Raw genomic sequence first — 5,127 nt, 5'->3', positions numbered from 1 at the left:
TGACATTGTCGCAGTTGGCGATTTATTTTGAAGGGCGGCTGAATAATGTGATGACGCTGTAGAATTTTTAACGTGACACAGAATTCTGAACGCTCTCCTTCAAAGAGTAAGCCTTAGAGGGCGAATGGCTATATCCCGTTCTTAGCCGACTGTCAGAACTGGCTATACACCTGCGCCACATACCGCCCACGCCCGTCACCATGCCCCAAATCCATCGCTACCATCGCCAGCGCCTCTTTCCTGCTAAACCCCTGCGCCAGATAGTAACGAAGGCTAGCTTCTAGCTTCTTCTCTTTGCCATCAACGCGGTACTTCATGTACCAGAGTTTTGAGCCGTTGGGTTTGAGCAGCAGGTTGGGTCCTGAACTGTCGGTGATCTTGAAGGATTTCTCGGTGGATTTGATCTTGCGGATAGCGGTATCGGTTAATGCCATAGGAGGGGGCTCCATTTACTCAACGAACCGTGAGGCCCCGATTAAGCCCCAAAAACTATGGATGTCAAAAAAACCCGGCAAATCTTCTCAGATCAACCGGGTAAAGATAACTTCTTGTTTTTTAATACGTCTCCGGACTCGCCAGGATGTCCCGAAACTAAAATCTGGCTCCTCTGACTGGACTCGAACCAGTGACATACGGATTAACAGTCCGCCGTTCTACCGACTGAACTACAGAGGAATCGTGTGAACGGGGCGCATAGTAACGATGTGCGATCGGCTTGTCAAAGGGGGAAATAAGATTGCGCGTTTGTTTGCTGACAAAAACAACAAAACGTTGAAGTTTTGATCTAATCCCTGCTTTGCCCCGGCATGGCGCAACTTTGTCTGTAATTGCACAAGTCAAATGCTGTGACCTTACCGCAATGGCTATGTACCAGCGTCTGATGAAACGTGAAAAACTGGCAGGCACTTGGCAAATAATTCTGAGACATAACGCCGTAGAGATTAAGGGCAGGGGGTAGAATGAACTTTAGACGTGAAATATTTTGTGAAAATGGTTGATACAGGCAGTCTGACGCCGGTAGCGGAAATGGCAGATAAATTTCTGGTGAAGGCGAAAAGATTTCCGTCAATATCATAGGCAGAATTATGGCGCATCAGCTTTTGGCGACGACACGGGACGAGCGGGTTTTATCGCGCTTTTCCTGAAGGATTTTTTCATCAGCCTGTTTTTTGCGTTCGGATCAATCCCCTGAGCCAGCAGCCTTTTGGCCTCGTCACGGCGTTGTCTGGCATCAGCAAGAGAAACCGCAAGGTAAACCCCAATAGAAAACACCTTCTGTTTGCCATCGAAGCGATAGCCTGTCTGCCAGTATTTTGAATCGATAGAGGCCAAGCCCGTCAGTGAGCTTGACGGCCTTTTCCGCTGGTCTGGCATTTTTTACTTTAGTATCAGTCAGTGACATGACGGTTCCCTCCGCATGCTGGTAAACCGCAAATCGAACCAGCTTTACCAGCAAAAGGGTATGGCTGCGAGTGGTTTTTAGTGAACGAGAGTGAACCTGACGAAGGGCATAACCAGTTGATATAAATGCAGAAAGCAGACGTCACTGAACGTCTGCTTTCCTTAATTTGGCTCCTCTGACTGGACTCGAACCAGTGACATACGGATTAACAGTCCGCCGTTCTACCGACTGAACTACAGAGGAATTGTTTCAACGAGGCGCATAATACTGGGCCGGCTATAACGTGTCAACAGTAAAATTAACGCGCCAATTCAATTGGTTAATTAACCCACAAAGTGAGGAATTAATGTTCGGATTCCTCGCCGTAGTCGCCTTCGGCAGCGCTTACCCGTAAGCGCTGAGAAGGATCCTGGCGATAGAACTGGCAAAAACGCTGCCATAGTGCCGGGAAACGTGGAGCAAACAGTTCTGGCGCGCTGAAAAAATACTCTGACAACACGGCAAAACATTCTGCAGGGTCGGTGGCGGCATAGGCATCTATACTGGCAGCGCTTTCGCCAACAAGATCGATTTCATCCTGAATATTATTCATTGCCGCGTGGAGATCGTGTTCCCAGCCAGCCACATCGCGTAACGGGATGAAAGGGATGCCGCTGGCGCGATCGCCATTACGCATATCCAGTTTGTGCGCGACTTCATGAATAATGAGGTTGAAACCCGAAGCATCGAACGAGTCCTGGATATCCAGCCAGTTCAGAATGATGGGCCCTTGTTGCCAGCTTTGCCCCGACTGTACGACACGCTGGCTATGCACCAGACCTATGTCATCTTCCCATTCATCATCTACCACAAAGGGCGCGGGATAAATGAGCACTTCATGAAAACCATCAAGCCACTCAATACCGAGCTCCAGGATCGGTAAGCAAAAAATTAACGCAATACGTGCACTTTTTAACGAGTCGAGCTCAAATCCCTGTAGCGCTACCAGTCTTTTCTGCTGCAAAAAACGTTCGGCTAGCGCAATAAGCCGAGCCTGTTCTTGCGCGGTGAGGTTTACCAGAAGAGGTATAGCCAGCGCATCATCCCACGGCCAGTCTTCGTTCTGGGTTATTTCTTGTGCTTTCCAGGGCCACTTAATCATCGTTTTGCTCGTAAACTCGTCACTTGAACAAAATTACCCGAATAGGGTCTGTTAAAATGCCAAATTACCTGGCATCATTGCAATATACGGAGAGATGCCGGAGCGGCTGAACGGACCGGTCTCGAAAACCGGAGTAGGGGCAACTCTACCGGGGGTTCAAATCCCCCTCTCTCCGCCAATCATTCAACAAAATCAATCACTGACAAAGCGTTTTTGATTTCGTCATACATAAATCCCTGCATTAAAATTTCTTTCACTCGCTCGATTTTTCTTACTACTGATGCTGTTTTTTACCATTTTGCTGCGCGTCGGGCATCCACTTTTATCTTCTTTAGCTCACAAGCTCACACTCTTTTGCAACGCCCATCTCACATCTCTGGTGACAAAACAGTTTAACTGCCGTTGCTTCACACGGATCTTGTAAGGGTATCTTAAAGGAAATGGATTGCTGGAGGATGGAGGAAAAGAGGCGAAATCTTTTTCAGTGGTGATATCGCCTCCCCCGGACATGAGCTTGCCAGAACCTACGCGGTAAATCCTACGACACGAAGCCACGCGCAATTTTATGCGAAAACGCTGGCAATAGCCTTGCTGACTGATGCAAGCTATCTAAAATCGCTTGAAGATGACATCATGCAAAACAATCGCTTAAAAGACTCACCTGTTGATAAGCATGTTGAGGACGAAAAGAAGAAGAAAAATGCAGCCAGGTAAAAAGGGTTACGTTCGCCGTAAGCGAACGTGATCGCATCCAGCCTTAACGAACCTTTTTCCGTTCATCTCCCTTCATGTTTTTCAAAAAACTCTTTTATGGATGCCCCTAAAACGTCATACGCGAATTCGCTATTATTGTTCCCGTCGCGACAACATAGAGATTACGTAAAAAAACAGAGGGCAGACATTGAAAAATATTGGAAATAACGTAAAACGATTTGTCCGTGTTTTTTATTTGTCATTTAAACTTACAGAAATGGCTGTACTGCTATCAGTATAAAGATAATTTCAGTTGTCAAGATGAATTATTTTTAAAACTATTTGTATTAACAGGGTTTATTCATTTATTGAATGGATGCGTGCTCGTTTGGTCTTGTCATCTTGACGCTTTGAGATCACATATTCTATTCTATCATAGACAGCAGAGGAAATTAGCTGCTGGGATCGGTTTTTGATTAATAAAATACTGGATGGAACCACGATGCAATTACCAGAACAGGATGAGTTTTTTGATTTTTTTGCTGCCAATGATGATGAACAAGCCTCTTTAAGGCGTAAGTTTTTTTTGGAGAAACATAAAGAGCCGTGGCTGTCTGAGTCTGCATTAGAGGACTACCAGGCGCTGTTTATGAGTATCTACGGAATTAATATTGACTGGAAAGAGGGAACTTTTAGCCTGCTTGAGGCACTTTCAGATAATCAGGGAGAGAAGCCTGTCACGGTCAAATTCGATTATGACAGTGAGATTGAAACAGCAACGATAAATTTGGTTGATACGCAGTATGTGTTTCATCACTACCCAATGGGAAGTGATGGTTTTGATACAGAACTGGTGCGCATTGAGCATATATTGGCTAATAGTGGATATAGTTTGCGGGTATATCAGAACAGCACTTTTAGTGATACATTATCGTTCTTACTCATTCCGTCAGATGAGTGGAGACGTGTTGAACAGCGTTATAGCCCAGAGCATATTTCTGCATACTTCGTTCCGTATGGAAAACAACTTGTTATTCCTGAGGTTGCTGCTCCGGTCGTAAATTATGTGCCATCCGTTAAACAAGAAACATCAAATGTCCCTGCGTTGTTTAATGCTCGGGGTATCCGTATTTATTTTTTAAGTATAATGCTAATCGCATTTGCAATTTATATTTTGTGGAATATCCTGACGAAAATAGAACCTTTATCATCAGGCCAACCTGCTGGCTGTGAAAATGTACAAAATTTATACTCAAAATTACGTCCAGAAGTAGCCGAGCCATTAAAAGAAAAAATGCGTAAGAGTTTGGGCTGTAAATGATAAATTTTCAGTTTAAGAAAATTACACTAATGGATAGGTAATAGAGATATATTTAATTTGATATTGTGTTATCGAAATAGTAATAACAGATAATATACATATTCTTGCGGTGGTGGATGAAGCGATTTTTATCTTATTTGTACAGGAAAAGAAAAAGAGTTTTTTTAGCTACCATGACTCTTATTAATTTTGTTGCCGCAAATCAAAAATACTACGCTTTTAATTTGTTGTCAGTGTTTATCATGGTGTTCTGGTCAGTTCAGTACCTCCTGTAGCATCTCCTTGTCCAGACTCAGCTCAGCGACCAGCTTCTTCAGCCGCTGATTCTCATCCTCCAGTTTCCGCAGGCGCCGCAGTTCCGTCACGCCCGGCCCGGCAAATTTTTTCTTCCAGTTAATGGGATGGACTACTTCCTCCCGCTGCGGTTAACTGTACGAAATGTGCTCACCAGGAGAATCACCATGAATATCGTATTTCTGGGTATTGATCTGGCTAAAAATGTTTTTCAGCTCTGCGGGTTAAACCAGGCCGGCAAACCGGTTTATACGAAACGCACTGGCCGAAAAGAAT

3 protein-coding genes, 3 tRNA genes and 4 pseudogenes are annotated in these 5,127 nt (G+C 44.7%); 4 read left to right on the top strand and 6 right to left on the bottom strand.

Going from position 1 to position 5,127, the window contains the following annotated elements:
- Window positions 1-152: 152 nt before the first annotated feature.
- From ACLJR2_RS23520 to mtfA, 5 genes and pseudogenes are all read right to left on the bottom strand, one after another.
- Window positions 153-434: an Arm DNA-binding domain-containing protein gene (locus ACLJR2_RS23520; RefSeq protein ID WP_001219035.1), complete on the bottom strand. Its 282-nt coding sequence runs from the start codon at window positions 432-434 to the stop codon at window positions 153-155.
- A gap of 165 nt (window positions 435-599) precedes the next feature.
- Window positions 600-675, bottom strand: a tRNA-Asn gene (locus ACLJR2_RS23515).
- 421 nt (window positions 676-1,096) lie between these two features.
- A pseudogene (locus tag ACLJR2_RS23510) lies at window positions 1,097-1,402 on the bottom strand (Arm DNA-binding domain-containing protein); the annotation flags it as partial.
- A gap of 167 nt (window positions 1,403-1,569) precedes the next feature.
- Window positions 1,570-1,645: transfer RNA gene (locus tag ACLJR2_RS23505), tRNA-Asn, on the bottom strand.
- A gap of 100 nt (window positions 1,646-1,745) precedes the next feature.
- A complete protein-coding gene (gene mtfA, locus ACLJR2_RS23500; RefSeq protein ID WP_000598920.1) occupies window positions 1,746-2,543 on the bottom strand; it encodes a DgsA anti-repressor MtfA in 798 nt (265 codons plus the stop codon).
- A gap of 88 nt (window positions 2,544-2,631) precedes the next feature.
- On the opposite strand from mtfA, the gene ACLJR2_RS23495 reads away from it, so the two are divergent.
- The 3 genes and pseudogenes from ACLJR2_RS23495 (at window position 2,632) to ACLJR2_RS23485 (ending at window position 4,557) form a co-directional block, all read left to right on the top strand.
- Window positions 2,632-2,721, top strand: a tRNA-Ser gene (locus ACLJR2_RS23495).
- Between the two features lie 290 nt (window positions 2,722-3,011).
- Window positions 3,012-3,257, top strand: a pseudogene (locus tag ACLJR2_RS23490) (hypothetical protein); the annotation flags it as partial.
- Window positions 3,258-3,738: 481 nt separating this feature from the next.
- A complete protein-coding gene (locus ACLJR2_RS23485) occupies window positions 3,739-4,557 on the top strand; it encodes a hypothetical protein (RefSeq protein WP_001176777.1) in 819 nt (272 codons plus the stop codon).
- Window positions 4,558-4,817: 260 nt separating this feature from the next.
- Here the strand turns inward: ACLJR2_RS23485 and ACLJR2_RS23480 are convergent.
- A pseudogene (locus ACLJR2_RS23480) lies at window positions 4,818-4,949 on the bottom strand (transposase); the annotation flags it as partial.
- Between the two features lie 69 nt (window positions 4,950-5,018).
- Here ACLJR2_RS23480 and ACLJR2_RS23475 point away from each other — a divergent pair.
- Window positions 5,019-5,127: pseudogene (locus ACLJR2_RS23475) on the top strand (IS110 family transposase); the annotation flags it as partial.

It is taken from the genome of Salmonella sp. SAL03688 (genome assembly GCF_046551895.1).
Taxonomy (GTDB): Bacteria; Pseudomonadota; Gammaproteobacteria; order Enterobacterales; family Enterobacteriaceae; genus Salmonella; species Salmonella enterica.
The sequence above is the reverse complement of the archived record's forward strand: the minus strand, read 5'-3'. Positions and strand labels throughout refer to the sequence as shown.

Coding starts and splice junctions, on each gene's coding strand:
- ACLJR2_RS23485 (WP_001176777.1), top strand. CDS start 3,739: ATGCAATTACCAGAACAGGATGAGTTTTTTGATTTTTTTGCTGCCAAT.
- mtfA (WP_000598920.1), bottom strand. CDS start 2,543: ATGATTAAGTGGCCCTGGAAAGCACAAGAAATAACCCAGAACGAAGAC.
- ACLJR2_RS23520 (WP_001219035.1), bottom strand. CDS start 434: ATGGCATTAACCGATACCGCTATCCGCAAGATCAAATCCACCGAGAAA.